We start from the raw sequence: 25473 nt of genomic DNA on the forward strand, positions 1-25473 counted from the left end.
GCCGCGCCCCGACGGGGGTATGGGGTACGGCATGACCCACGAGCAGAGCGACCAGGAACGCATCGAGTCCCGCGCCCACCTGCTGCCCGAGGAAGCGGCGGCGGGCAGCGACGATCCCGAGGCCCAGGCCGACGCGATCCTCACCGAATCGGACATCCGGGAGGAGGACCGCAACGCCGCGCCCGACACGGTGCTGGAGCACCGCACCTCCGATCAGACCGTGACCCCCGTCGAGCCGCCCGACTGAGCGCTCGCGCCCCGGGCCCGCCGCGAGCCCCGGTAGCTGGTGTCCCGCAGCCAGCCCAGCAGGCCCCGGACGCGCAGCCCCGGGGGCGCGTTACCGATCGGATCGAAGGCCAGCGCGGCGTCCTCCCGGGCGCCGCGCCGGCGGTCCAGGCGTACCTCGCCGAAGAGACGCCAGGGTCCGGCCGCCGAGGCCACCGCGAGCACCAGCCGGGGCTGGTCGGTGGCCACCGTCGCGGCGACGGCGGCGAGGTCGCGGCCCAGCTCCGGCGACTCCGGATCGGCCAGCGCGGCCAGGTAGAGCCGCCGCCGGCCGGCCCGGAACGACATGATCGAGGTGTACGTCCCGGTGAAGCGGCGCCGGGGCAGCGGCAGGTGGCGCAGCACCGGCGCCGCGCCGCTGGAGCTGACCAGCAGGTCCACCGGCGGCTCGGGGTCCCGGTGCAGCCGCACCGCCAGGCCGAGCACGTCGGGCCAGCTCCCCGGGGTGGGCACCCCCTTGGAGAGCCGTACGGTGGCCGGCCAGCGGCCGGGCCGGTCGAGCAGGTCGATCCCGGTGGGCCGGCCGGGCGTACCCCAGACGAGGACCTCGGCGGCGAACGTGCGGCCGGCCGGATGCAGCAGCCGGGCGTGCCGGCGGCGGGCCAGCGCGGCGGCCGCCCGCTCGACGGCCGCCCCGGCCCGGCGGCGCGCCGCGGCCCGCAGCGGCCGGGCGGTGGAGGCGGGGGTGGGCATGCTGGGCGGGTACCCCGGCACCGGCCGACGATGCTTCCACGTGTCCCCTTTCCGCCCGCGAGATCGGATAGCGTCGTGCCATGCCCGACAGCGGTTACCCCTGGCCGATCGAGACCACCCGACTGGACAACGGCCTGCGGGTGGTGGTGAGCGAGGACCGCACCGCGCCGGCGGTCGCGGTCAACCTCTGGTACGACGTGGGTTCCCGGCACGAACCCGACGGACAGACCGGCTTCGCCCACCTCTTCGAGCACCTGATGTTCGAGGGTTCGGTGAACGTCGCGAAGACCGAGCACATGAAGCTGATCCAGGGCTCCGGCGGCTCGCTGAACGCCACCACCAACCCGGACCGGACCAACTACTTCGAGACGGTCCCGGCCGAGCACCTGGAGCTGGCCCTCTGGCTGGAGGCCGACCGGATGGGCGGCCTGGTGCCGGCGCTGACCCAGGAGACGCTGGACAACCAGCGCGACGTGGTGAAGAACGAGCGCCGCCAACGCTACGAGAACGTCCCGTACGGCGACGCCTGGCTGCGGCTGCTCCCGCTGCTCTACCCGCCCGGCCACCCCTACCATCACGCCACCATCGGGTCGATGGCCGACCTGAACGCCGCCGACCTGGCCACCTTCCAGGCCTTCCACACCACCTATTACGCGCCGAACAACGCGGTGCTCACCGTCGTCGGCGACGCCCCGGCGGCCGAGGTGTTCGCGCTGGCCGAGAAGTACTTCGGGGCCATCCCGGCGCGCGCGGAGATCCCCGCCGCGCCGGACGGGCGCAGCGTGCCACCCGCCGGGCAACCCGCCACGGAGACCGTCGTCGCCGACGTGCCCGCGCCCCGCGTCTACCTCGCGCACCGCACCCACCCCTACGGCACCCCGGGGTACGACGTGACCACCGTGCTCGCCACCGTCCTGGGCACCGGCCGGGGCAGCCGCCTCTACCAGCGGCTCGCCGACGGCGAGCGGATCGCCCAGCCGGACCTGGTCGGGGCGTACGGGGTGGACCTGGCGTACGCGCCCGCCCCGCTGATCGCCACCGCCACCGCCCGCCCCGGGGTGGACGCCGAGCGGCTGCGCGCCGGGCTGGCCGAGGTCGTCGACGAGCTGGCCACCGTGCCGGTGACCGCCGCCGAGCTGGACCGGGCCAAGGCGCTGCTGAGCACCCAGTGGTGGCGGCACATGTCCACCGTGGACGGCCGGGCCGACGTGCTCGGCCGGTACGCCACCCAGTTCGGTGACCCGGCGAAGATCGGTGAGCGGCTGCCCGGCTGGCTCGCGGTCACCGCCGGGCAGATCGCCGAGCAGGCCGCCGAGCTGCTCGGTGCGGCCGACCGGGCGACCCTGACCTACCTGCCCGAGGAGCAGTCATGACGTTGATCGCCACCCGCCCCGGCCCCGGCGCGGCCCGACCGTACCGGTTCCCGCAGGTCGTCCGCCGGAGCGCGGCCGGCGGCCAGGTCGTCGCCGCGCACCTGCCCGGGCAGAACCTGGCCGTCGCGCTGCTGCTCCTCGACGCCGGCGCCGGGCGGGAGCCGGTCGGCAAGGAAGGGCTCGGCGGGGTGCTCGCCAAGGCCCTGGAGGAAGGCACCGCGCAGCGGGACGGCACCGCGTACGCGCTGGCCATCGAGGCGCTCGGCACCGAGCTGGTGACCGGGCTGGACTGGGACTCGTTCCAGGTCAGCGTGCAGGTCCCGGTGGACCGGCTGAGCGCCGCCGTCGCGCTGCTCGCCGAGGCCGTCCGGACGCCCCGGCTCGACCCGGCCGACGTGCTGCGGGTCCGCGACGACGAGGCCACCGCGTTGCGGATGGACTGGGCCAACCCGGGCCCACGGGCCGACGCGGTGCTCCGGGCCGACCTGTTCGGCGCGGACAACCGCTGGGGCCGGCCGATGTACGGCGACCCGGCGAGCGTCGCGGCCCTGGACGTGGACGACGTGACCGTCTTCCACTCCGAGTGGTTCATCCGGCCGGGCACCCTGATCGTCGCCGGCGACCTGGACCGGATCGACCTGGACGCGCTCGCCGCCACGGCGTTCGCGGGCAGCGGCGGCGGTCCGGTGGTGAAGGGCGAGCCGATCGAGGTGCCGCTCGCCGGACGGCGCAAGGTCATCCTGGTCGACCGGCCCGGCTCGGTGCAGTCCACCCTCCGGCTCGGCCACCCGTCGCCGCACCGTGCCCACCCGGACCACGTGCCGATGACGCTCGCCGGGACGGTGCTCGGTGGGGCGTTCACCTCCCGGCTCAACCACCTGATCCGGGAGGTGCGCGGCTACACGTACGGCATCCGGGGCGACTTCGCCTCGTCCCGCCGGTTCGGGCGGTTCGGAATCAGCTCGGGGGTGCAGACCGCGGTGACCGCGCCGGCGCTGGTCGAGGCGGTCGGCGAGGTGTCGCGTACCCAGGCGACGGGGGTGACCGAGGACGAGCTGGCGGTGGCCCGGTCCTGGCGGGCCGGCCAGCTCTCGGTCGAGCTGCAGAGCCCGCGGGCGATCGCGTCGGCGTTGACCACGCTGGTGGTGCACGACCTGCCGGACGACTACCACGCCCGGCTGCGCGAGGCGCTGCTTGCCGCGACCGTCGAGGAGGTGTCCGCGGCGGCCGCGGCGCACCTGCACCCGGACTCGCTCACCCTGGTGGTCGAGGGCGACGCGGCGGTCATCCGCGACGACCTGGTCGCCGCCGGGCTCGGCGAGGTGCTCGACCACACCGCCTGAGGTGTGATCCTGGTCGCGTCGGGTGGTCGGGGCCGGCCGGTCGCGGCCGTGGATGCTGCGGCCGGACGGGCCGGCGGCGGGCGATCTTCCGGGTGCCGTGCTCCGGCCGCCCGATCGTTTGCCGGTGCCACGCCCGGCCGGTGCCGGCCCCCGGTGCCCGCCGGGCGGCCCGGGCGGTGGGAAAGCGTTCCCGGTCCGGCCGCCCCGCTGGGTAGCCTCGCGGGCATGAGGATCGGCATTGTGGGGGCCACCGGCCAGGTCGGTGGCGTGATGCGGCAGGTGCTGGCGGAGCGCGGCTTCCCGGTGGAGGAGCTGCGGCTGTTCGCCTCGGCCCGGTCGGCCGGGCGCACGCTGCCCTGGCGCGACGGCGAGGTCACCGTCGAGGACGCGGCCACCGCGGACTACCGCGGCCTGGACATCGCGCTCTTCTCGGCCGGTAAGGGCACCGCCCGGGAGCTGGCCCCCCGGGTCGCCGAGGCCGGTGCGGTCGTCATCGACAACTCGTCGGCGTTCCGGACGGACCCGGCGGTGCCGCTGGTGGTCGCCGAGGTCAACCCGCACGCGATCGCCGACCGGCCCAAGGGCATCATCGCCAACCCGAACTGCACCACCATGGCCGCGATGCCGGTGCTGCGCCCGCTGCACCGGGAGGCCGGGCTGGTCGGCCTCGTGGTCGCCACCTATCAGGCGGTCTCCGGCGCCGGCCTGGCCGGGGTGGCCGAGCTGGACGAGCAGGTCCGCAAGGTGGCCGAGCACGCCACCGGGCTCACCTTCGACGGCTCGGCCGTGGAGTTTCCCGCGCCGCGCTCCTTCGCCCGGCCGATCGCCTTCAACGTGCTCCCGCTCGCCGGCTCGATCGTGGACGACGGCTCCTTCGAGACCGACGAGGAGCAGAAGCTGCGCAACGAGAGCCGCAAGATCCTCGAGATCCCGGACCTCAAGGTCTCCGGCACCTGCGTGCGGGTGCCCGTCTTCACCGGCCACTCGCTGCAGATCAACGCGCGTTTCGCCCGGCCGATCAGCCCCGGGCGGGCCCGCGAACTGCTCGACGGCGCGCCCGGGGTGGCGCTCTCCGACGTGCCGACCCCGCTGCAGGCCGCCGGCCAGGATCCGACGTACGTCGGGCGGATCCGGGCCGACGAGACCGCCGAGCACGGCCTGGCCCTGTTCTGCGCCAACGACAACCTGCGCAAGGGCGCCGCGCTCAACGCCGTGCAGCTCGCCGAACTGGTCGCCGCCGAGCGCCGCTGACCCCCCTCCGGCGTCGGCGCCGTTCCGGCCCGCCCGCGCCGTTCGGGCCGGCCCGCCCGGTTGCCGTTCGGGCCGGCCCGCCGGTTGCCGTTCCGGCCGGCCCGTCGGCGCCGGTCCGGCCGGCCCGCCGGCGGTGAGCGCGGGACGGTTACCCCGCCCCGGGCGGCGGGTAGACGGCGGTGCCGACACCGAGAGGGGAGCACCATGACAACGGTCGGAGAATTCATGACGACCCGGCTGGTGACGATGGACGGCAACGACACCCTGACCGCCGCGGCCCAGGAGATGCGCGACAGCGCCATCGGCGACGTGGTGGTGACCGACGGCGACAACGTGGTCGGCATCGTCACGGACCGGGACATCACGGTACGGGGCGTCGCCGAGAGCCTGGACCCGAACACCACCCGGCTCAACGAGATCACCAGCAAGGACGTGGTGACGGTCAGCCAGTACGACGACGCGGTGGCCGCCGCCGACCTGATGCGGACGTACGCGGTCCGCCGGCTGCCGGTGCTCGACGACGGCCGGCTGATCGGGCTGGTCTCGATGGGTGACCTGGCCGTGGAGCGCGAGCCCCAGTCGGTGCTGGCCGACATCAGCGCCGACGATCCGAACAACTGAGCTGACCGCCGCGGTGACGCCGGCCCCCGGTTCGGGGGCCGGCGTTCGCGTGCCGTCCCCGCCGGGCGGGGCGGCGTCACGGATTGCGGCTAAATCGTGGCATCCCTGCGCCGGGATGCCACGATGTGCCGCATCCCGCTCCCGGGTGCCCGGCGCCGGTGCGGGCCCGGGGCTGGTTCACCCGGACCAGCTCACCCGAACCGGGCGAGGTTGACGCCGGGTCCGGCGGGGACCCCTTCTCCGACGTCGAACGCCGCGGCTCGCGGGAGGAGTGGACCCGATGGTGGACGCGACCACGAGGTTCTTCGAGGAGATGGACCGGCGGGGGTACGAGCCCCTGCTGGCGAAGACCGCCGGCACCATGCGGTTCGACCTGCACGAGGGGGCGCACACGACGCACTGGCTGCTGGAGATCGATCGGGGCAAGCTCCGGGTCCGGCAGCAGGACCAGGAGGCGGACACGGTGGTGGGCGCCGATCCGCGGCTCTTCGGCGAACTGGTCAGCGGTGAGGAGAACGCCATCGCCGCGCTGCTGCGCGGGGACATGACCGTCACCGGCGACCTGCGCCTGGTGCTCCAGGTCGAGCGGCTCTTTCCCGGCCCGCCGGACTCCCAGGGTCCGCACCACGCGTTCCGAGAGGAGGCCCGCTGATGGCGGACACGAATACGATCCGGATCCTCGACGGCAACACCTTCGTGGTCTCCGAGGACACCGGCGACATCGAGGCCACCCCCACCGAGCCGACCGGGCTCTTCTCCATCGACACCCGCTTCCTGTCCAAGTGGGTGCTGACGGTCAACGGTGAACGGCTCAACGCCCTCTCCTACGACGACCTCCAGTACTACGAGGCGCGCTTCTTCCTGGTGCCCGGCCTGGCCACCCACTACGTGGACGCCAAGCTGTCGATCATCCGGGAGCGGGCCGTCGGGGGCAGCTTCCGCGAGCGGTTGACCATCCTCAACCACGACGAGAAGCCGGTCGAGCTGGAGATCCGGATGGACGCGGCCTCCGACTTCGCCGACCTCTTCGAGGTCAAGGACGAGATCCTCAACAAGAAGGGCGAGATCTACAGCCAGGCCGAGCCGGACAAGCTGCGGCTGGGCTACCGGCGCGGCAACTTCAAGCGGGAAACCGTCATCTCGTCGTCCGAGCCGGCCCGGTACGACCGCAACGGCTTCGCGTACAGCATCCGGCTGGAGCCCAACGAGCAGTGGGACACCGCCATCGACGTGCAGACGTTCGCCGTCGGGCCGGGTGGCCGGGACCTGCGGATGGGGCTGCGGGCGCACGGCGGCGAACGGTCGGCGCTCCAGCACGACCTGGAGGAGTGGATCCGCCGGGCACCGAAGGTGAACACCGAGCACGTCGAGCTGGGCTCGACGTACCGGCGCAGCCTGATCGACCTGGCGGCGCTGCGCTTCTCGCCGCTCTCCCTCGGCGGCCAGACCCTCCCCGCCGCCGGCCTGCCCTGGTTCATGACCATGTTCGGCCGGGACAGCATCCTCACCTGCCTGCAGGTGCTGCCGTTCACGCCCGACCTGTCCAAGACCACGCTGCGCGTCCTCGGCGCCCTCCAGGGCACCCGGTTCGACGACTTCCGGGAGGAGGACCCGGGCCGGATCCTGCACGAGATGCGCTACGGGGAGACGGCCGCCTTCGAGGAACAGCCGCACTCGCCGTACTACGGCTCGGTGGACGCCACGCCGCTGTTCGTGGTGCTGCTCGACGAGTACGAGAAGTGGACCGGGGACGCCGCGCTGGTCAAGGAGTTGGAGCAGGAGTGCCGGGCCGCGCTGCGCTGGATGGACACCTACGCCGACCTGCTCGGCAACGGCTACATCTGGTACGAGCGCCGCAACACCGACACCGGCCTGGAGAACCAGTGCTGGAAGGACTCCTGGGACTCGATCTCGTACGCCGACGGCACGCTGCCGCCCTTCCCGCGCGCCACCTGTGAGGTGCAGGGGTACGCGTACGACGCGAAGATGCGCGCCGCCCGGCTGGCCCGGGAGTTCTGGGGCGACCCGGCGTACGCCGAGCAGCTGGAGCGGGAGGCGGCGGCGCTCAAGGAGCGGTTCAACCGCGACTGGTGGGTCGCCGACCACGGCTACTACGCCCTGGCGCTGGACCCGGACGGCCGGCAGTGCGACGTGCTCAGCTCCAACATCGGGCACCTGCTCTGGAGCGGGATCGTGGACGACGATCGGGCCGGCCAGATCGCCGAGCACCTGGTGGGGCCCCGGCTCTGGTCCGGCTGGGGGGTACGGACGCTGGCCGAGGGCGAGATCCGCTACAACCCGATCGGCTACCACAACGGCACGATCTGGCCGTTCGACAACTCCTTCATCGCCTGGGGGCTGCGCCGGTACGGCTTCGCCGAGGAGGCGGCCCAGGTCGCCAGCGGCATCCTGGACGCGGCGCGGTACTTCGACGGCCGGCTGCCGGAGGCGTTCGGCGGCTACCAGCGGGAGCTGACGAAGTTCCCCGTCGAGTACCCGACGGCGTGCAGCCCGCAGGCCTGGTCGACGGGGACGCCGCTGCTGCTGCTGCGGACCATGCTGGGGCTGGAGCCGCACGAGGGGCACCTGGCCGTCGACCCGCGGCTGCCCATCGGCATGGGACGGATCGAGGTGCTGGACATCCCGGGCCGGTGGGGCCGGGTGGACGCCTTCGCGCGGGGCCGGCTGGAGCTGGACAAGCTCGACGGCTGACCCGGCCGGCCGGTCGCGACGTGCCGCTGGTCCTGGGCCGCCGCTGGCCGTTGGGGTGCCGCCGGTCCCGAGGTGCCGCCGCGCCGGTGGTGTCCCGGCGCCGTCAGTCCACCGGTCGTGGGTCCGGCTCGTTGCGCGGGATCAGGCAGAACTCGTTGCCCTCCGGGTCGGCCAGTACGGTCCAGCGGGGCAGCTCGCGGATCACGGTGGCGCCCGCCTCCAGCACGGCGGCCCGCTCCTCGGCGTCGCCGACCAGGTCGAGGTGGATCCGGCCCGGGCCGGGCAGCTGCGCGGCGGGCGTGAGCCAGACGTCCGGGCGGCGCCCGCCGGGGTCGCGCAGCAGCACCGCCTCGTCCGGGCCGAGGGAACGCTCGGCGAGCTTCACCCGGTCCTCGTCGGCCACGGGCAGGCCGGTGACCACGCTCCAGAACGGGGCGAGCAGGTAGGGATCACGGCAGTGGATCACGATCGAGGCGAGCTCGGGCATGCCTTGCACCGTAGTCGGGCCCGCCGGCCCGAAGGACGGTGTCGAGGAACGCAGCTCGTGCCTACGGTCCCGTAACCTACTCGGGGTAAAGTTGGTGGATGTCGGAACTCGTGTACCCGCCCGTGATCACCGCCGCCAAGACGATGTTCCGGATCCTGGACCTGCGCCTGGACGTGCGGGGCAGCCACCACGTGCCGCGCACCGGCGGTGCCGTGCTGGCCAGCAACCACGTCAGCTACCTGGACTTCATCTTCTGCGGGTACGGCGCGCACGAGTCCCGCCGGTTGGTCCGCTTCATGGCCAAGGACGCCGTCTTCCGGCACAAGATCTCCGGTCCGCTGATGCGCGGCATGAAGCACATCCCGGTGAACCGGTCGGCCGGCGCCGGTTCGTACGCCACGGCGGTCAGCGCGCTGCGCCGGGGCGAGGTGGTCGGCGTCTTCCCCGAGGCGACCATCAGCCGCTCCTTCACCGTCAAGGACCTCAAGAACGGGGCGGCCCGGATGGCCCAGGAGGCCGGCGTGCCGCTGCTGCCGGTCGCGCTCTGGGGCACCCAGCGGCTCTGGACCAAGGGCCGGCCGCGCACCCTGACCCGGCGGCACACCCCGATCACCATCCTGGTCGGCGAGCCGATGGACCCGGCCGAGCACCCGGACGCGAACGCCATGACCGCCGCGCTGCGCGCCCGGCTCACCGCGCTGGTCGACCAGGCGCAGCGGGACTACCCGGAGCAGCCGGCCGGCCCCGACGACGCCTGGTGGCAGCCGGCCCACCTGGGCGGCACCGCGCCCACCCCCGAGCAGGCCGCCGAGCTGGACCGGGCGGGCCGCCGCACGTCCAGCGCCTCCTGACGGTCGACTCCTACCCCCGCGACCGGTCCGGCGCGGGGTCGGCAGAGCCCGAGTCTGGCCGGGCCGAGCGGGCAGGTCAGCAGGCCGAACCGGGACGGTCCCGGGCCGGGGACTCCGGGCGGGCCCAGGCCGGCGACTCCTGCGCCGTCGGGCGGTAGTAGTCGTCCCGGGACAGGAACTCCACCGGCAGTGCCCCGGGCAGGGTGACCGTGCCGCGGGCCGGCCCGGCCGCGTCCACCCGGCTCAGCAGGGCGTCCCGCTCCTGCCGGGAGAGGTCCACCAGTTCGGCGTGCACCAGCCGGAACGTGGCCACCGCGCGGCGTACCTGCCGGAAGAGCGGGCCGATCTGGGCCACCGGGCCGGTGAGTGCCAGCGCCGGCTGCCGGATCGTCCGCAGCGCGTCGCACACCACCAGCAGCTCGACCCCGCCGTCCGGGCCGTCGACCAGCTCCAGCCGGGACGGCCACTGCCAGCGGATCTGCCCGCTGACCAGGCGGGACAGCCGGGCCGGGCGCCGGTGCCGGGCCCCCGTCCGGCCGCCCCGCCCGGGGACCAGGGACAGCTCCGACCCGGAGCAGACGTACGCCAGGCGCCGGTCCGTCACGGTGACGGTGGCCGGCGACGGGAGGCGCCAGACGCGGGTGCGCTCGGTCGGCCCGAGCAGGTGCCCGGTCACCCGCAGTTGGTGTTGCCCCAGCACCCGTTCGCCCGGCTCGGGGACGAGCGTGTAGCGGCGGTCGAGCACGGGACGGGCCGGCTCGTCGTCCGCGTCGAAGCGGTGCGGGCCGATGAAGAAGGGAGCGGCGTCCTCCAGCACGGTCACGACCTCCCCGGAGTCTGTCGGCGGTACGTCAAGCGTCGCCCAGCCGACAGCCGCTGTCATGACACCCGTTAGGGGGTCGGCCGGTCGGTCTGCGCGTGTGACCGGTAGATGCCGATCTCCTCCGGCCGGACGAGCCCGTCCTCGATCGCCCGGGCGAGCAGGGCGGCCTTCGTGGCGGCCGGTCGGCCCGCCCGGGTGTACTTGATCCGAGCCCGGTCGACGTACTGCTTCACGGTGTGCTCGCTGATCCGCATCCGGCGCGCCACCGACGCCTTCGACATCGACTGGAACCAGAGCAGCAGCGCCTCGCGTTCCTTGTCGGACAGCGCCGGCCGGTCCGGCCGGGGGTCACCGACCATCGCGCCGGCCAGCGTCGGCGGCACGTACGGGCGGTCGGTCGCGGCGGCCAGCACGGTCGCCACGCAGTGCTCGCGCCCCTCGTGCTTGGCCAGGAAGGCGGCCGCGCCGGCGTCCAGCGCGGCGAGCATGGTCTCCGGGTCGCCGTGTTCGGAGTAGACCACCACCCGCCACCCGGCGGCGCTCAGCTCGGCCAGCTTGTCGAGCACCATCCGCCCGTGCAGCCGCAGGTCGAGCAGGACCACGTCGGCCTCCGGGGCGGCCCGCAGCACCACGTCCGGATCGTCGCCGGTGGCCAGCACCCGCAGCCGCGGCTCACTCGCCAGCCAGGCCCGCACCCCGTCGATCACCACCGGATGGTCGTCCACGATGGCCACCCCGATCGGCCGTCCGCCGGTCACGTCCTCCGCCACCGCGTCTGCGTCCATCTGATCTCCCCGTCCCGCTCGTGCACGTGTTCCACCGGACCGCCACCGTCCGGCTCGGGTGGGTCGCCGGCCGTGACCTGGCCGCCGCGCCGGCAGGCGGCGCTCGGGGCCGGTCGCGGGCCGTCGGCCGGTGGGTCGTCCCGCCGGCCGGTGCCGTCCCGGGGCGGATCGAGGCCGATCGGGTCGGGGCCGTCGTGGTCGGGGGTGACCAGGCTGACCACCACCTCGTCCGGGCCGGCCAGGACGGTGATCCGGGCCCAGTCCCGCGCGGCGGCCAGCGCCGCGGTGAGCGGGTCGGCCAGCCGCCGGCGTACCTCGACGGGCAGCTCGGGCGGGGCGCCGACGGCGATCAGCTCGATCGGCAGGCCGTTGCGTTCGGCCAGGTCGGCGGCGGCCCGCAACTCGTGCAGCAGCGGGTCCGGCACGTCGTCGGCCTCGGCGATCAGCCGGCGCAGCCGGGCCGCGGCGAGCACGCACCGGCGGCGTACCTCCGGATCGGCCGGGTCGGCGTCGCCGGCCGCGAGGGCGGCCAGCACCTCCTCGGCGGTGCCACTGACCAGGGCGAGCCGGGCCTGCCGTTCCTGGCGGGCCTGTTCCGCCGCGACCCGTTCCGCCGCCACCGCGCCGGCCGCCGCCGCGGTACGGGTCCGGTCCCGGGCCAGCGCGGCGAGCGCCGCCGCGCCGGCGAAGACCGCCACCGGCAGCGAGGAGGTGCCGTAGACGTACATCGCGTAGCGGGTCAGGTCGGCCGGGGCGGTGGCGCCGTGGGTGAGCACCGCGCCGAGGGCGATCGACGCGTGCGCGCCGAGCAGCATGAGCAGCCAGCCCACCGGCCGCCGCCAGAGCACCAGCAGGAAGAACCAGGCGAGCCCGCTCCACACCCAGTTCGCCGGGGTGAACAGGACGGCCTTGCCGGCCGCTGCGAAGACCACGGCGTCGACCACCAGCAGCGCCACGGCGAGCCGCCGGGCCGGGGGCGGGCCGCCGCGCAGCAGGCGTACGCCGGTCGCCACGCCGACCCCGGCGGTGACCAGCCAGCCGGCCCCGACCAGCACCGGGGCGGCCATCCGCTGCCACGCGCCGAGCACCGCGGGCAGGCTGATGGCCAGATGCCAGGCCAGCGCGATGGTGACCGCGGCGATCCGGGCACCCCGGTCGGAGGCGTCGGCGGCGGCGCTGGCCACCGTCGCGGCCTCGGGCCGGGCGGCCGGCACCGCGCCCGGCGCGGACCCCCGGGACCGCGGGACGGCCCGGCGGGCCGCGCCGGCGGGGACCGGTTCCGCCGCCACCGCACCGGCCGCCGCGACGGCCGGGGGCAGCGCCGTACCGGATTCAGTGGCCACCGGACCACTCCAGCCGGATGCGGGTGCCGGCGCCAGGGGCGGAAGTCACCACGGCGCGGCCACCGACCGTGGACATCCGGCCGTGGATCGACTCGCGCAGGCCGTACCGGTGGGCGGGGACGGTGGCCGGGTCGAAGCCCGGCCCCTCGTCGACCACTTCGACCACGACGGTCCCCGCGATCCGGTCCAGGCGCAGCGCGGCGGGCGCGCCCGCCGCGTGCCGCGCCACGTTGGCGAGGGCGGCGGCCGCGCTGTCGGCGAGCGCGTCGGCGACCACGGCCGGCACCGTGCACGGCACCAGCGTCGCGGTGACCGGCAGCTCGGGCAGCCGGGCGAGGACCGCGCGCAGCCGCTCGTCCAGGGCCGTCGCGCCACCGGCCGGCGCGGATCGGGCGTCGGCCAGGGCGGTGAGACTGCGCAGGTCGGCGGCGCACCGCTCGCGCAGCCGGGCCGACGGGCCGGCCACCGCGCCGAGCCCGACCATGGTCAGCGTGCTGAGCACCGTGTCGTGCAGGTCCCGGTTCTGCCGCCGCTCCGCCTCCCGGGCGGTGCGGGCCACCACCGCGTCGCGGGCCAGCCGCTGGTAGTCGGCGAAGGCGGCGTCGGCGCGGCCGAGCCAACGCCGCATCACCGCGGTCATCACGGCCGTGCAGGCGGTCTGCACCAGCAGGGTGGCCGCGTGCGCGCGGGCCTCCGCCGGGTTCCCGGCGGCGGTCGCGCCGGTGACGTAACCGGCGGTCACCAGCAGCCCGGCCGGCACCGACCAGCGGGCGGGCGCGGTGGCCTGGGCGTTGATCACCGTGGTGCTGGCCAGCACCGCGATCCAGCTTCCCTCGCCGGGCAGCACCTCCGGCGCGACCAGCCACGGCATCGCCAACCCGGCGGCGGTGGTGAGCGCGACGTCCCCGGCCACCAGCGCGCCACCGATGCCGTGCCGGAACGCGCGGACCGCGTACCAGACGGACCAGGCGGTCAGCGCGGCGACCGCCGGGAGCAGCAGCGCGACCCGGACCGGCGGGCTGCTCACCGCGAGGGCCGCCACGCCGCCGGCCAGCCCGCAGGTCAGCCGCAACAGCGCCGGCAGGGTGGTGAAGATCAGCGTGAACGCGCCGCCGGCCGGCCGGTCCAGCGGAGTCGGCGGCGAGGTCGTGGCGGCTACGACCGGCATCGGGGGAGTGTCCTTCCGGCAGCGACCCGGTCGGGTCCGCACGGCCTAGATCGACGACGGAGAATAGCATGTCGACCTACAGCCGGTCACCCACCGTACGCGGCGCGTCGCTGCGCAGAGCCCGTACCTGGCGGAACGGCGCCAGCACCTGCTCCGGACGGTCGACGTTCGCCCGTCGACGGTCGCCGAGCCCGGCCGACGGAGCACGTCGTCTCCGGCCGGCCGGGCTCCGGGCCGGGCCGGCCCGCCACCGCGTGGCGCCGGATCAGCACCGCCAGGCGCGCGGTCCGAGGTTCCGCCATCCGGCGTCGTCGTCGCTGCGGGCCTGACCGACCACCAGCCCGGTGTCGGACACGGCGACCGCGACCGCCCGCTGCCCGCTCGGCACGTCGAGCCCGACGGGCCCGTCCGCGCTCACGAGCGAGCCGTGCGCCACCACCCAGCCGGCCGCGTTGACCGCGTCACCCGGCCCCGCCGTCTTCAGCTCGTCGACCCTGCCGGTACGCAGATCCCACCGCGCGGCGGTCTGCGACGGCCACAGGCCGCCCGTGGCCCATCCGCCCCGCGCCGCGTAGGCGGCCGCCTTCGCGCCCGCCGGCACCATCAGCTTCCGGCCCTTGCCGCGCTGGTCCCAGGCGTACGCGGCCACGGCCGCGCCGTCGCGGTACATCGCGCCGACGATCGTGCCGTCGTCGGTGACGGCGTAGGCGTTGGCACCCGGGGGAAGGGGAAGCTTCTGCGCCGCCGTCGAGCCGGCCGGCCACAACAGGACGATGCTGCCCTCGCCGCCCGAGTTCCCGCTCGGCTCCGCGTTGATCACGATGTCGCCGGCCTCGTTGATCGCCGGGCTCGGGTACACGTGCCAGTTGCCCGCCGGGGTGCGCAGCCGCGTGTACCGGCCATTCTCGTAGCGGAAGACGTACTCCACCGGCCCGTCCTGGACCAGGCCGACCACCACCCCGGCGGGATTGACGGCGGTCGCCTGGACCGACGCGGCGGTCACCGGCAACGCCTTCGGCTGCCCGTCGGTCCAGAGCAGCGGCCGGAAGTTCTGGCCGACCGTGCTGTTGCCGACGACGTACCGGCCGGTCGGGTCCACCGCGGAGACCGCGACGTCGGTCATCCCGGGCGGCACGGGTAGTTCCGTGACCGGGCAGCCGGTGCCCGGCGCGGTCGGCGCGCGGCCGGCGCCGCCGGGAGTCGCCGGCCCGGTCGGAGCCGGCCGCGTGGCGGGCCCGGCAGCCGGGCCGGTCGCGGCCGACGGGTCGGCCGGCCCCGCGGCCGGCTGCGCGCCCCCCGCGCCGGTCAGGATCGACGGCGCCGCGAGCAGCACGGCTGTCGCCAGCGCCACGCCGCCGGCGCCCTGAAACGAGCGGTGGCGAAAGACGCGCCGCCGGCCGGCGCGGACGAGCGCTTCGACCTCGAGACGGCTGGGCGGCACGTCCACCGCCTCGAGCCGGGCCCGCAGTTCCTGTTCCTCGTTCATCACCGCTCCTTCGCTTTCGTTGCGACCGCGACCGGATGCCGCCCGTCGAGCACCTCGCGCAGCGCGGCGAGCCCTCGCGAACACTGGCTCTTGACGTTCCCCGCCGAACAGCCGAGGGCCGCCGCCGTCGCCTCGATCGACAGGTCGTCGAGGTAGCGCAGCACCACCGCGGCCCGCTGGCCCTTCGGCAACGCCCGCAAGGCCGTCACCAGCGCGTCCCGTTCCTCGACGTCGTGACCGGCCGGGGCGGACACCTCCGGCAGGCGATCGCCGAGCAGCACCCTGGACCACCCGCGCCGTCGCTCGTCCAGGTAGCGCCGGACCAGGATCCGGTGCACGTACCCGTCGAGGTTGTCGGCGCTGGTGGCGCGCTTCCAGTTGACGTAGAGCGCGGTGAGCGTGGCCTGGACGATGTCATCGGCCTGGAACGCGTCGGCGCAGAGGAGGTACGCCGTGCGGTGCAGGCGGGGCAGCCGCGCCTGCACGTACTCGACGTAGTCCCGTTCGAGGTCGGGCCGCATCCTGCTCCCTTGTTCAGACGGCATGGACGGTGGGCTCTGGTCGTCCTTATGTCGGCGCCGGCCAGGGAAAGGTTGCACGGCGGTCGAGGGGAGCGCGGACCCGGCCCGGCCGAGGGCTGCGCCGTTTGTCAGGATCGAGCGGAACACCGGTTCCGACGAGGGGGCATGGATGGCTCGCACGCTTTTGTACCTGGTCCGCCACGGTGAGCAGGATCCGGCGCAGGGCCATTCCGGGTCCGGTGGCCTCTCCGCGCTGGGCCGCCTCCAGGCGGATCGGCTCGGCCGCCGGCTCAAGGGCGTGCCGTTCACGACGATCCACCACAGTCCGCTGCCCCGCGCGGCCGAGACCGCCGAGGTGATCGCGGACTACCTGCCGGGCGTTCCCCGGCACCCCTGCGACCTGGCCGCGGACCGTACGCCGGTGCCGTCCGCCGCACGCCGCGACGACTACCCGAGCCGGCTGCTGCCGTGGCTGGACGAGGTGCCGGGGGAGGAGCGGGACGAGGACGCCGTCGCCCTGCAGGCCGCCGTCGAGCGGCTCGGCACCGTCGGCACGGAGGATCGGCACGAACTCGTGGTCACCCACAACTTCGTGATCGGCTGGTTCGTCCGGCACGTCCTGGACGCCCCGACGTGGCGGTGGGCGGGCCTCAACCAGGACAACTGTGGGCTGACCATCGTGCGGTGGGAGACCGGGCGGTCGCCCGCGCTGGTGTGCTTCAACGACATCGGGCACCTCTGACCCGGCCCGCGCACCGTTGCGGCGCGCCGCCCGCCCACCGTTGCGGCGGGCCGCGCGCCGGCGGCCCACCGTTGCGGCGGGCCGCGCGCCGGTGCGGCGCGCCCTAGGCTCACGCCATGCCGCGGAGCAGCCAATGATCGACCTGGACGACCAGGACCAGCGGCCGGCCCGGCCGGGCGCCGCCCCCGTGACGGCCGGCCGGAAGATCGCCCTGGGGCTCGTCGCCGCCTTCGTGGCCGGCGTCGCGCTCGGCGGGGTCGGCATCAGCAAGCTGCGGGACTCGCGTGCACAGCGGGAGCGGAACGCCGTGGTCGCACTGGTGGCCGTGCCCCGATCGGCAAACCTGGAGGGCTCGTCCGCCCAGGGCTACGTGCAACTGTCCGGACTGTTGATGGTGGTCAACGCCGGACCCGCGCCGATCACCGTCCGCGGGGTCACCGCGGAGCGGCCCGGCGTCGTGCTGCGCAGCATCGAGGATTCCCGGCTGCTACCCGCCGGCGGCACCGGCCAGGTCATGGTCGAGCTGCGGTTCGACTGCGCGATCGCGTTCCAGCCGGATCCACTGTCGTTGCGGCTCTCGGTGGAGACCGGGGACGCGCGGACCAGAGCGGTCAGCTATCCCGTCACCCTGCTCGGAAGCGACTGGCACCGGGACGCCATGACCGTGTGCCCGAATCGCCCATAGCGTGTGCGGCCTGCGATGATCAGCGCCATGCCGTCCGCGCACCGCGCGTGCACTTTGCTCTCGGCGCTCCTGCTTGCCTTCGGTACGAGCTGCGCAAGCGACGCCGCCGCTCCCACGTCGCAAGCGAGTTCGGCGCAGCCTGCCAGCACCGTGTCTTCCCCGCCCACGACCGCGGTCCCGCCGGATCTTGCGCTGCCCGCCGTCACCCCCGACGAGATCAGCCGCACCGTCTACCTCCCGAAAACCCAGACGATGAGCAGCACGGCGCGCAGAGCAGCCACCGCGGGCCGGCCGTACACCATTGACGCCGCGTGCCTGTCCGCGAGTCCGCGCAGGGTCATCCGGTACGAAGTGCTCAGCACCGGGCAGGACGCGAACGTGCCCGTGGCGAGCGGCGACCTGCCCTGCGACGGCAGCGTGATCCGGAACAGCATGCCGCTGCCCGCAACCGGCATCCAGGTCAACCTCGGGCCGGACCTGACCGATGTCACGGCCGCCTACGCGGTCATCGCACCCTCGACCTGATCTCGTCGACGAAAGTCCTGGACCGCCGGCCTTCCCCTCGACTGCCTCGCCAGGCCGTCCCGGCCTTGGCCCGTCGGCTACCGGGCTGAGTCCCAGCCGCGCAGTACCTCGACACCGGCCACGACGTCCATGACGGTGCGGTCCGGCGGGGCGAGTTCCGCCGGCCATGCCTTCCCGCGACCGACCCAGACGGTGGCAAGTCCTGCCGCGCGGCCACCCTCGACATCAAGCACCGGGCTGTCACCGATCACCCAGCCACCGTGCCGCAGCTCGAGGCCGCAGCCACGCGCTGCCGCCGCGAAGATCTCGCGTGCCGGCTTCCGGATACCCAGCTCTCCGGACACTGCCCAGGCGTCGACGCACCGGTCCAGCCCGGTACGCCTGATCTTGCCCAGCTGGTTGTCGGCCTGGCCGTTGGTCACGATCGCCACCGTCCAGCCCTCCGCACGCAGCAGCGTCAACGCGCTCAGCACCTCGTGGCGGCAGCTCACCAACTCCGGCATCCGTTGTCGGTACCGCCTCCAGGTGTCGTCCGCCGATGCCAGGCCGAACCGCGCCGTCACCTCGCCGAAGAACCGGTCGCGGGGCACGGCCCCGTCCTGATCCGTGACGAGAAGCCACGCCAACTCGTCGTCCGGCAGTCCGTGATCGGCGCAGAACTCGACGGCCCAGCGCCGGAATGCCTCCGTACGGTCCACCAGCGTGTTGTCGAGATCGAAGAGCGCCAACCGCTGCATGGCCGACAACCGTACCGGCCGGTTGGAGCCAATCTCCTCAACGGGCGCGCCCCCGGTGACCCGTGGACCGCGCCGGGCGTCCGCACCGGTGGCGCTGGTTACACCGCCCCCGTGGGCGCTGGACGGGCGCCGACGGTGGACACGGTCGTCGTACTGTCTGCGGATGGTGTCGGGCATGGTGCGCTACTACGACGACTTCCTGGCCGATCGGGAGTGGCTCGCGGAGGGACTGAACTGGGCGGTGGTCCAACCGGCGAGTGCCGAGGCCACTGTCGACGGGGTCATCAAGCGGCTGCGGGCCAGGCGCGTGGAGCCGGGCGACAACCGTCCGGGTGAGCTGGCCGACCTGGCGCAGATCGGCCCCAACGTGGTGGTGTTCCAGGACGACGGCTGCGCGCTGGGCCAGCCTGAGGTGCTGCGGTGGCTCAGCGACGGCGTACGGGTGCACACAGTCGACTGGACCATCAACGGCAACGGCGGCGTCACCTACGCGGTGTACGGCAAGGTGCTCGCCTGGATGGACATGAACGATCCCGACCGCCGGCGGGGTGACGACCCGGCCGCGTTCGACGACGACCTGGACGACGTGCGCGCCGCGCAGGGCACCGGGTACGTGAAAGCCGCGGTGATGGCGTTTGTCGAGCGGCGGACCGGCGTGCGGCTGCCGGCGGAGTGGATGAGCGACGAGGGCGCCGACCCGCAGGCCGGACCGTGGGTGACGGTCAGGCTGGGGTCGTTTCCCCCGGAACCACGGCCGCCCTCGAACTTCGGTCACTACGAGCCCGACCTCGACGCGCGACTGCGGGCCGCACCGGAGCCGGTGCGCCGGGCGGCGCTCGCGCTCGCCGTGCGGGCGGTGACCACGCGGTTCAGCTTCAGCGACGACAACCTGGCGCGGCAGGTGGTGGAGGCCGTCGAGCAGGGCCTGACCGTGGACGAGGAAACCCGGTCGCGGATCATCCGGCTCACCGCCCACGGCGCCGAGGATCGAGCCGGCACCGACGCCGTCCACGCCCTGTACGCGGCCGTAGCGGGCGCGGCCGTCGTCGACGCGGTGGGCGCCGCGCGGTACCCGCTCGTCGACGAGTGGCCGGCGGTGCGCCGGGAGCTGTACCGCCTCGTCCGGCAGGCTGGCTGACCGCCCGGCGGATGGCGCTCATCAGCAAGCGCGGTACGCCGACCCTCGGTTTTGCGGCGGCCGTCGAGGCCCTCCGCGCGCTCGGTGAGCAGCCGATCCGGCTCGGCCAGGTGGAGCAGTCCGACCCGCCCTGCTACTTCCAGCTCTTCTTCGCCGGGCGACGCGGCATCAGTCGTCGATGCCTCGGTGTGGACCGGCAACACGTACGGCCAAGGAACTGATCTCCTGGTCGGCACGGTCGGGACGGCGCTGACCCGCGGTGGGGTGGGTGCGCCCGGCAGGATTCGAACCTGCGGCCTTGGGATTAGAAGGCGTAATCTGGCCGCGTCAGCCGTTACCAACGGTGACCAAATCCGCCGTCTGACCAGGCGAAACGGCGCGGTTGAGCGCTCCTGACCACAGGTGGCTACGGGTGACACGGGTGGGGCCGGGTGGGGCCGGTGGCCGCCTGGTGTCCACTTCAGTCGATTCGGTTGCTCGGCACCCGTGGCCACGGCTAACCTCGTGGGCGCAGGCAGCCCACGGGCAGCCGGGCGCGGCACCTCAGACCATCGGTCACGCCGCCCCGTGGCTCGGGCCGCTCACAACTGAATGACAAGACCATCGTTGGTATGCGAGTCCACGCGCAAGCTGCAAGCGCGATCGCAACCACTACCCGGGAGGGCCCTCCGATGGCATCGACACCAAGTGATGCCGTGGCCTCCCGGGCTTTTTCGTCTCTGGGGCACGGCCCGACCCCGAGAGAAGAGAGATGGCAAGGGAGATGCTCAGGCTCGGCCAGGTGGCCGACGAGCTGAACGTCAGCAAGTCCACCGCTCGCCGGCTCGTGCAGCGCGGGGAGTTGCTCGGCTGCAAGGTGGGCTATCAGATTAGGGTCGCCCGCGAAGACCTGGACGCGTACATCCTTCAGCAGCGAGAGCAGGCGATGCAGGCGGCCGAATGCCCGGTCGCCCCGGCGCACTGCACGCACCGGGCCAACGGAGAGCCGTGCTGCTTTTGTGAGCCTTCCATAGGGCAGCAGGCTGCCGGGCTCGTTCCCCGACAGCGCGACGTCGCCTGACCCTCGTCCCCTCCCGCATTGCCCGTCCCCACGGTCCGCGTGTTGGCCGTGGGGACGAGCGACGCCCAGCACCGCCGAATTTCCCAGCGCCCCAGAATCGATCGTCCTACATGGACAGAGGGCTCATATGCTGTGGTGGCCAATACGGACAACACGGACAAAGGAGAACTGCGATGGCACGCGGTTTCAACACGGCGGCTGACGTCGTCACCCGGAGCGCGGACGGCACCGACCTGGCCGCCATGTACCGGGAGGTCACTGAGGCCCTGAAGCTGTACAACGGCCAGCGGGACAACCTGCGCGGCCTGCTGAGCTACAACGTGACCACGCCGAGCGAGGACGTCCTCCAGACGATCTACGGCGAGGTCTTCGAGGAGGCCAGCGAGTTCGGCGTGCCGACCGCCATGCGCCCGGACGTGACGCCCCTGAAGATGGGCTTCGGCTTCAAGGACCTCGACACGGCCACCCGGTACACCTGGAAGTTCCTCCGCGACGCCAGCGCCGAGCAGATCCGCAACGTGCTCGACACGGTGCTGGAAGCCGACAACCGGCAGGTCTTCGAGGCGGTGCTCGGGGCGCTGCTGAACAACACCGTTCGCAGCAACCCGGAGGGCATGGCGGTTCAGCCGCTGTACAACGGCGACGGCACGATCCCGCCCGCCTTCGAGGGCAAGGAGTTCCCGGGCACGCACACGCACTACCTGGCCAGCGGCGCGGACACCCTGGACGGGGTGGACCTGGCCGAGCTGATCGGCAAGGTGCGCGAGCACGGGTACGGCATGGACGCGGGCAGTCAGCTTCTGGCCGTGGTCAACCCGCAGGAGGGCGAGGAGGTGCGCGGGTTCCGGGTGGCCAGCGGGAGCCCGTACGACTTCATCCCCGGGGAGAACACCCCGGCCTACCTGACCGACCAGACCATCGTCGGCGACACCCCGCCCGCGCAGTACGGCCGGCTCTCGCTAATCGGAGGTTTCGGGCCTGCGTACGTGCACGAGACGCACCTGATGCCCGCCGGTTACGTGCTGGTCGTCGCCAGCGACGGAGCCAACGGCACCCGCAACCCGGTCGGCTTCCGCCAGCACCCGCGCACCGAGTACCAGGGGCTCCGCACCATCCCCGGCCCGAGCCCGGACTACCCGCTCCAGCACAGCTACTACCAGCGTTCCTTCGGCACGGGCGTCCGGCATCGTGGCGCGGCGGCCGTCATGCAGGTGACGACGGCCACCACCTACACCACCCCGGCCAAGTACGCGCGGGTCGTGGCCTGACATGGACATGATCCCGACCAGCGTGCATCAGGCGGTCGTCGCCGCCGGGATGAACGTGCACGCGGACGCGTCCCGGTGGGCGCGGGACCAGTACCCGGCCAACTGGCCGGTCCAGAGCTTCGACGAGCACGTGATCGAGCTGATCCGGCGGGCGACCACCGACGAGGGCGAGGCGTTCCCCGCGCTGCTCGACCGGCTGCCCGGTCAGGCGTACCTGCTGGTCCCGGCCAACGGTCGGCAGGTGCCCATCGGCCCGGACACCCCGGACCTGGACGCCGTCATCCGCTCCGCCGCCCCACGGCTGGCGTACTGCGACTACTGCGAGACGTGGGCAGCGGTCGCGGCGCTCCTGCCGGTCAGCGGCAGCGCGTGCGTCGTGGCCCTGGCGCTGTGCGCCGGGTGCACCGGCCAACTCGACAAGAAGTACCGGCCAGCCCTGCACCTCATCCTGCCCACCCCCACGCCCGACACCACCGAGGAGGCCAGCAATGGCTGAGCATGAGCCCGACGTCCTCGCCCGGGCACGGACCGCTGCGGACTGGCCCACCGTGGCGGATCTGGAAGCCGAATTCGGCGTGCGCGGCCGGTACATCCGACGCGCCATCGCCGCCGGGGACCTGAGCGCCTTCCGGCTCAACGTGCTGCGGGTGGACCCGGCGAGCTGGGCCGCCTGGCTCGCCGGCCGCCAGAAGTAGCCATCAATCGTCGGCGGGCCGGTCCCTGGGATGGGAAGACCGGCCCGCCGAGATGAAGGGAGGAACAAGATGGCCATCGCTGCCACGGCCAGTTTACCAGCGGGAATGGTGCCTTACGGGGTCTGGGAAAAATGCGCCCTAACCGTCAATCCCGACCGCTTCCAGCAGGCACAATGGACCAATCCGGTTAGCTGGACCTACCTGGCACTACAGCATTTCGACGGCAGCGCGCCGACCTGGCTCCTGACCGCCTGGCTGCGGCGCAACGGGTACGCCGACACAGATTTAGACGCCGACCGGCTGATGATGAGCGCCCTATTGGAGGGACGTGGATTGTTCGCCGTTACCCGGCTCCCTCGCGCAAAGAAATGACCGCCGGAAGAGGTCGGTTGCGCAGCTATGGTTAATTGCGCAACCGATAGAAGGGCATCAATCATGCAACGGGAGAAGAGCATCGACCCGGCTGCGAGTGAGGCCGCGCGGGCGCTGGCGCGTAAGCGCTGGGACAAGGCCACGCCGGAAGACAGGGCGCGGCAGGCGGAACGGATGCGGGCGGCTCAGGCCGCGCGCTGGGCTCACCGCTCTGCGCCAACTGACAGCGACGAATAGTCGTCAGGGCCGGTTGGCGGACCGGCCCTGACAGAAAGCGATGTGAACTGTGAGGCAGCGTAACGCACCTCAGCAGCGGGGCTTCGGTCCAATGGCGGGGCAACGCTGGCGTCAGTTGGTGGACGCCCTCGGCTGGCCGGTCAACGACTCCGGTCAGGCATACGGTCCGTGCCCGGTGCACGGTGGCGACAACGCATCCGCGTTCAGCGTGGGGGCAGGCGAGGACGGATGGCCGGTGCTCACCTGCCACACCCGCTGCGCCGACGCCATCGAACGCAACCGCTCCCGGTGGTACGCCAGAGCGCGACGCAAGCTGATAACCGCTGGCGTGCCCGCTGACTGCCTTGCCCCTGCGCGGGGTGCTGGCAGCCGTTCTACGCGCCCTACGGCCCGTGCAGCACAGCGCATGCCCCGACAGCGGGCGACGGCTGCCCCGCCCAGCGAGAGTGCGCAACGCACGCGAGCCCGGGCGATGACCGGGGCGCTGACCCGGGAGCTAGCCACCAACCGCGGACTGAAACCGCAGATCATCACGGCGGCCGGGATCGGCTGGGACGGTGAGCGGTACGTGCTGCCGGTGTACGACGCGGGCAGCGGCGACCTGGTCGACCTACAGACGTACCGCATCGGCGGGCATCTCCACCACCGAAGGGGCGGCACGCCGCGCCTGTACGCCCCGGACGGGTTCGACAGCTCGCGCCCGGTGCTGGTCTGTGAGGGGGCGTGGGACGTGCTGGCCGCCCGAGAGCACGGGCTGAACGCGGTTGGCGTGACCGGCGGCGCGGGTGCCGTGCCCGGTGATCTGTCCGCCTTGCAGGGCTGCGACGTGGTCACCGTGTACGACAGTGACGGGGCGGGCCAGGCGGGCGCTGCCAAGCTCGCCAAGGCGCTTGCGCCGATCGCCCGATCCGTACGGGTCGCGGACCTTGGCCTGCCGGACAAGGGCGACGTACGCGATTGGTTCATCACCCACGGGCGCACTGCCGACGACCTGATGGCCGTTGTCGGCCAGGCGCAGCCGTGGGGAGGAGAGGACGGCGGCCGGGCTAGCGCGGGTGGCTTCATCACCCTTGCTGATGTCGAGGAAGAGGAACTGAGGTGGCTGTGGTCTGGCCGCATCCCGCGCGGCAAGCTGACGATCTTGGAAGGTGACCCGGACCTCGGAAAGTCCATGGTGACCTGCGACCTGGTGGCCAGGGTGACCACGGGCGCGCCCTTCCCGGGGTCGAGCGAGCGCAGGCAGCCGCAGGACGTCATCATCGTGCTGGCGGAGGACGACCTTAACGACACCGTCCGCCCGCGCCTGCGGGCAGCCGGAGCGGATCTGCACCGGGTTCACAGCATTGCCCTCGGGCGAGATGACGACGGCAACCTGCTCCCGCTGAGCATCCCGGAAGACCTTCACCGCATGCGAGATGGCGTCAAGCGATTCGGCGCCGGTCTGGTGGTTATCGATCCCATCACCGCCTTCCTCAGCGAGTCCATCAACAGCCACAACGACGCCAGCGTGCGCCGTGCGATGACTCCACTGGCCGAGATGGCGCAGACCACCGGGGCGGCGGTGCTGATGATCCGGCACCTGAACAAGAGCGGGGACATGAAGGCGCTCTACCGGGGCGGTGGATCCATCGCCTTCATCGGCGCAGCCCGTAGCGGCTTGGTCGTGGACAGGCACCCCGACGACCCGGTGAACGTGCGGGTCCTCGCGCAGGTGAAGGCGAACCTGGCCAAGAACCACCGGCCGAGCATCGTCTATCACGTCGAGGGCTGGGAGCGGGACGACGCCATCCCGGTAGTGCGCTGGGGCGAAACCATCGAGCTAACGGCCGAGGACCTGCTCAAGAAGCCCGACGGCCGCAAGCGTTCGCCGGAGCGTGACGAGGCGGAGCGCTTCCTCATCACCCTGCTGCGTGGGCAGGAGCCGGTGCCAGTCAGCGAGGTGCAGCGCCAGGCCGAGGCCGCCGGGCTGAAGTGGGCGACCGTTCGGCGGGCCAAGGACGGGGCCGGGGTGCAGGCCATCCCCGAGCGAAAGGAGAGCGGAGCGGTGGACAAGTGGCTCTGGACCATCCAGAAGACAACGGTGATTGAACTAGATGCGCCTAGAAGCTCAAGGTCCAGGCGCTAAGCCAGAAGGCCACCCCCAATTAGTGAGCCTCTAGTAGCTCCTAGTGCTACATGCCACTAGAAGCTCAAGGTTTGGGGCAGGGCACCTAGTCGGCTCCAAGTAGGAGAGAAGTGATGAGCACCGAACCAAGGAAGCGGCGCACCCGCC

The 25473-nt window shown here is 73.2% G+C and carries 28 protein-coding genes; 19 read left to right on the top strand and 9 right to left on the bottom strand.

The genetic code is table 11. The features are described 5' to 3' along the window. Positions 1 to 31 precede the first annotated feature (31 nt). A complete protein-coding gene (locus LQ51_RS14810; RefSeq protein WP_046566263.1) occupies positions 32 to 247 on the top strand; it encodes a hypothetical protein in 216 nt (71 codons plus the stop codon). Here the strand turns inward: LQ51_RS14810 and LQ51_RS14815 are convergent. Continuing rightward, positions 214 to 978 carry a phosphodiesterase gene (locus LQ51_RS14815; RefSeq protein ID WP_156313084.1) on the bottom strand — a complete coding sequence of 255 codons (765 nt, stop codon included), beginning with the start codon at positions 976 to 978 and terminating at the stop codon, positions 214 to 216. The genes LQ51_RS14810 and LQ51_RS14815 overlap by 34 nt on opposite strands. Positions 979 to 1058: 80 nt before the next feature. On the opposite strand from LQ51_RS14815, the gene LQ51_RS14820 reads away from it, so the two are divergent. From LQ51_RS14820 to LQ51_RS14845, 6 genes are all read left to right on the top strand, one after another. Beyond that, positions 1059 to 2351, top strand: coding sequence for a M16 family metallopeptidase (locus tag LQ51_RS14820; protein WP_046566183.1), 1293 nt, complete (start codon positions 1059 to 1061; stop codon positions 2349 to 2351). Continuing rightward, positions 2348 to 3694 carry a M16 family metallopeptidase gene (locus LQ51_RS14825; protein WP_046566184.1) on the top strand — a complete coding sequence of 449 codons (1347 nt, stop codon included), beginning with the start codon at positions 2348 to 2350 and terminating at the stop codon, positions 3692 to 3694. The genes LQ51_RS14820 and LQ51_RS14825 overlap by 4 nt, the downstream gene beginning before the upstream one ends. 225 nt (positions 3695 to 3919) lie before the next feature. Next, positions 3920 to 4945: an aspartate-semialdehyde dehydrogenase gene (locus tag LQ51_RS14830; RefSeq protein ID WP_046566185.1), complete on the top strand. Its 1026-nt coding sequence runs from the start codon at positions 3920 to 3922 to the stop codon at positions 4943 to 4945. A gap of 204 nt (positions 4946 to 5149) precedes the next feature. Next, positions 5150 to 5566, top strand: coding sequence for a CBS domain-containing protein (locus LQ51_RS14835; RefSeq protein ID WP_046566186.1), 417 nt, complete (start codon positions 5150 to 5152; stop codon positions 5564 to 5566). 280 nt (positions 5567 to 5846) lie between these two features. Further along, the gene (locus LQ51_RS14840) at positions 5847 to 6218 is read left to right on the top strand and encodes an SCP2 sterol-binding domain-containing protein (RefSeq protein WP_046566268.1); all 372 of its coding nucleotides are present in this window, start codon (positions 5847 to 5849) and stop codon (positions 6216 to 6218) included. Further along, the gene (locus tag LQ51_RS14845) at positions 6218 to 8278 is read left to right on the top strand and encodes an amylo-alpha-1,6-glucosidase (protein ID WP_046566188.1); all 2061 of its coding nucleotides are present in this window, start codon (positions 6218 to 6220) and stop codon (positions 8276 to 8278) included. Before LQ51_RS14840 ends, LQ51_RS14845 begins: the two co-directional genes overlap by 1 nt. 103 nt (positions 8279 to 8381) lie before the next feature. On the opposite strand, the gene LQ51_RS14850 is transcribed toward LQ51_RS14845, so the two are convergent. Next, complete coding sequence (locus tag LQ51_RS14850) at positions 8382 to 8765, bottom strand: VOC family protein (protein WP_046566190.1); 384 nt, start codon at positions 8763 to 8765, stop codon at positions 8382 to 8384. 98 nt (positions 8766 to 8863) lie between these two features. Between LQ51_RS14850 and LQ51_RS14855 the strand changes: the two genes are divergently transcribed. Continuing rightward, complete coding sequence (locus LQ51_RS14855) at positions 8864 to 9616, top strand: lysophospholipid acyltransferase family protein (RefSeq protein ID WP_046566192.1); 753 nt, start codon at positions 8864 to 8866, stop codon at positions 9614 to 9616. 76 nt (positions 9617 to 9692) lie between these two features. Here the strand turns inward: LQ51_RS14855 and LQ51_RS14860 are convergent, their stop codons facing one another. From LQ51_RS14860 to LQ51_RS14885, 6 genes are all read right to left on the bottom strand, one after another. Further along, on the bottom strand, positions 9693 to 10433 hold the full coding sequence (locus LQ51_RS14860) for a hypothetical protein (protein WP_046566269.1): 741 nt from the start codon (positions 10431 to 10433) through the stop codon (positions 9693 to 9695). Positions 10434 to 10507: 74 nt separating this feature from the next. Beyond that, on the bottom strand, positions 10508 to 11224 hold the full coding sequence (locus LQ51_RS14865; protein WP_046566194.1) for a response regulator transcription factor: 717 nt from the start codon (positions 11222 to 11224) through the stop codon (positions 10508 to 10510). Beyond that, on the bottom strand, positions 11194 to 12438 hold the full coding sequence (locus tag LQ51_RS14870; protein WP_082159432.1) for a hypothetical protein: 1245 nt from the start codon (positions 12436 to 12438) through the stop codon (positions 11194 to 11196). The genes LQ51_RS14865 and LQ51_RS14870 overlap by 31 nt, the downstream gene beginning before the upstream one ends. A 118-nt stretch (positions 12439 to 12556) precedes the next feature. Beyond that, positions 12557 to 13735: a sensor histidine kinase gene (locus LQ51_RS14875; protein ID WP_046566195.1), complete on the bottom strand. Its 1179-nt coding sequence runs from the start codon at positions 13733 to 13735 to the stop codon at positions 12557 to 12559. Positions 13736 to 14000: 265 nt separating this feature from the next. Continuing rightward, complete coding sequence (locus tag LQ51_RS14880; protein WP_046566198.1) at positions 14001 to 15221, bottom strand: hypothetical protein; 1221 nt, start codon at positions 15219 to 15221, stop codon at positions 14001 to 14003. After that, positions 15221 to 15742 carry a SigE family RNA polymerase sigma factor gene (locus tag LQ51_RS14885; RefSeq protein WP_046566200.1) on the bottom strand — a complete coding sequence of 174 codons (522 nt, stop codon included), beginning with the start codon at positions 15740 to 15742 and terminating at the stop codon, positions 15221 to 15223. Before LQ51_RS14885 ends, LQ51_RS14880 begins: the two co-directional genes overlap by 1 nt. Before the next feature lie 169 nt (positions 15743 to 15911). On the opposite strand from LQ51_RS14885, the gene LQ51_RS14890 reads away from it, so the two are divergent. From LQ51_RS14890 to LQ51_RS14900, 3 genes are all read left to right on the top strand, one after another. Beyond that, on the top strand, positions 15912 to 16484 hold the full coding sequence (locus LQ51_RS14890; RefSeq protein ID WP_046566202.1) for a histidine phosphatase family protein: 573 nt from the start codon (positions 15912 to 15914) through the stop codon (positions 16482 to 16484). 133 nt (positions 16485 to 16617) lie between these two features. Then, positions 16618 to 17169: a hypothetical protein gene (locus LQ51_RS14895; protein WP_046566204.1), complete on the top strand. Its 552-nt coding sequence runs from the start codon at positions 16618 to 16620 to the stop codon at positions 17167 to 17169. A gap of 15 nt (positions 17170 to 17184) precedes the next feature. Then, a complete protein-coding gene (locus LQ51_RS14900) occupies positions 17185 to 17694 on the top strand; it encodes a hypothetical protein (protein ID WP_046566206.1) in 510 nt (169 codons plus the stop codon). 77 nt (positions 17695 to 17771) lie between these two features. Here LQ51_RS14900 and LQ51_RS14905 read toward each other — a convergent pair whose 3' ends face one another. Beyond that, positions 17772 to 18431: an HAD family hydrolase gene (locus LQ51_RS14905; protein ID WP_046566208.1), complete on the bottom strand. Its 660-nt coding sequence runs from the start codon at positions 18429 to 18431 to the stop codon at positions 17772 to 17774. 163 nt (positions 18432 to 18594) lie between these two features. Between LQ51_RS14905 and LQ51_RS14910 the strand changes: the two genes are divergently transcribed. The 8 genes from LQ51_RS14910 (at position 18595) to LQ51_RS31265 (ending at position 25326) form a co-directional block, all read left to right on the top strand. Beyond that, positions 18595 to 19569, top strand: a complete 975-nt coding sequence (locus tag LQ51_RS14910) for a DUF6461 domain-containing protein (protein ID WP_046566210.1) — start codon at positions 18595 to 18597, stop codon at positions 19567 to 19569. Positions 19570 to 19580: 11 nt separating this feature from the next. Then, on the top strand, positions 19581 to 19790 hold the full coding sequence (locus tag LQ51_RS14915) for a hypothetical protein (protein WP_046566211.1): 210 nt from the start codon (positions 19581 to 19583) through the stop codon (positions 19788 to 19790). A 542-nt stretch (positions 19791 to 20332) separates the two neighbouring features. Next, positions 20333 to 20629: a helix-turn-helix domain-containing protein gene (locus tag LQ51_RS14920; RefSeq protein ID WP_255352236.1), complete on the top strand. Its 297-nt coding sequence runs from the start codon at positions 20333 to 20335 to the stop codon at positions 20627 to 20629. Positions 20630 to 20802: 173 nt separating this feature from the next. Then, positions 20803 to 21897 carry a hypothetical protein gene (locus tag LQ51_RS14925; RefSeq protein ID WP_046566215.1) on the top strand — a complete coding sequence of 365 codons (1095 nt, stop codon included), beginning with the start codon at positions 20803 to 20805 and terminating at the stop codon, positions 21895 to 21897. 1 nt (position 21898) lies between these two features. After that, complete coding sequence (locus LQ51_RS14930; protein ID WP_046566216.1) at positions 21899 to 22393, top strand: hypothetical protein; 495 nt, start codon at positions 21899 to 21901, stop codon at positions 22391 to 22393. Then, positions 22386 to 22592 (top strand): hypothetical protein, encoded by a 207-nt coding sequence (locus LQ51_RS14935; protein ID WP_046566217.1) that lies wholly within the window; start codon positions 22386 to 22388, stop codon positions 22590 to 22592. Before LQ51_RS14930 ends, LQ51_RS14935 begins: the two co-directional genes overlap by 8 nt. A gap of 69 nt (positions 22593 to 22661) precedes the next feature. Beyond that, positions 22662 to 22964, top strand: a complete 303-nt coding sequence (locus LQ51_RS32745) for a hypothetical protein (protein ID WP_156313085.1) — start codon at positions 22662 to 22664, stop codon at positions 22962 to 22964. Between the two features lie 709 nt (positions 22965 to 23673). After that, the gene (locus LQ51_RS31265) at positions 23674 to 25326 is read left to right on the top strand and encodes an AAA family ATPase (protein WP_052744876.1); all 1653 of its coding nucleotides are present in this window, start codon (positions 23674 to 23676) and stop codon (positions 25324 to 25326) included. Positions 25327 to 25473 lie beyond the last annotated feature (147 nt).

It is taken from the genome of Micromonospora sp. HK10 (assembly GCF_000982955.1).
Taxonomy (GTDB): Bacteria; Actinomycetota; Actinomycetes; order Mycobacteriales; family Micromonosporaceae; genus Micromonospora.